This window comes from Paraburkholderia sp. SIMBA_053 (assembly GCF_046534895.1).
Classification (GTDB): domain Bacteria; phylum Pseudomonadota; class Gammaproteobacteria; order Burkholderiales; family Burkholderiaceae; genus Paraburkholderia; species Paraburkholderia caledonica.
In genome coordinates, this window is record NZ_JAWRXU010001295.1 from 1 (window position 1) to 250 (window position 250).

Consider the following 250-nt stretch of genomic DNA (forward strand, 5'->3'; position numbering starts at 1 on the left):
CGGCATCGCGACGAGGTCCGCCGAGACGGCTTCCACGTTCTCTCGGCCCGGCTCCGTCGCAAGCGTCCGCATGCGGCCGACCGGATCGTTCTTGAAGTGGGCGACTTCGGCCGGTACGAAGCTGAAGACCCGTCCTGCGGGTCCCACGATGTCGGAGAAGAGACGGGTCCAGTCGCCGTCGCCTGGGTAAACGTCGATGACAGTGGAGCCCGCATCGACTCGTGCGAACCGGATCAACTCGGATAGCTTG

1 pseudogene is annotated in these 250 nt (G+C 65.2%); it reads right to left on the reverse strand.

Annotated features, from left to right (window positions below):
- A pseudogene (locus SB753_RS39800) lies at positions 1 to 250 on the reverse strand (methyltransferase); the annotation flags it as partial.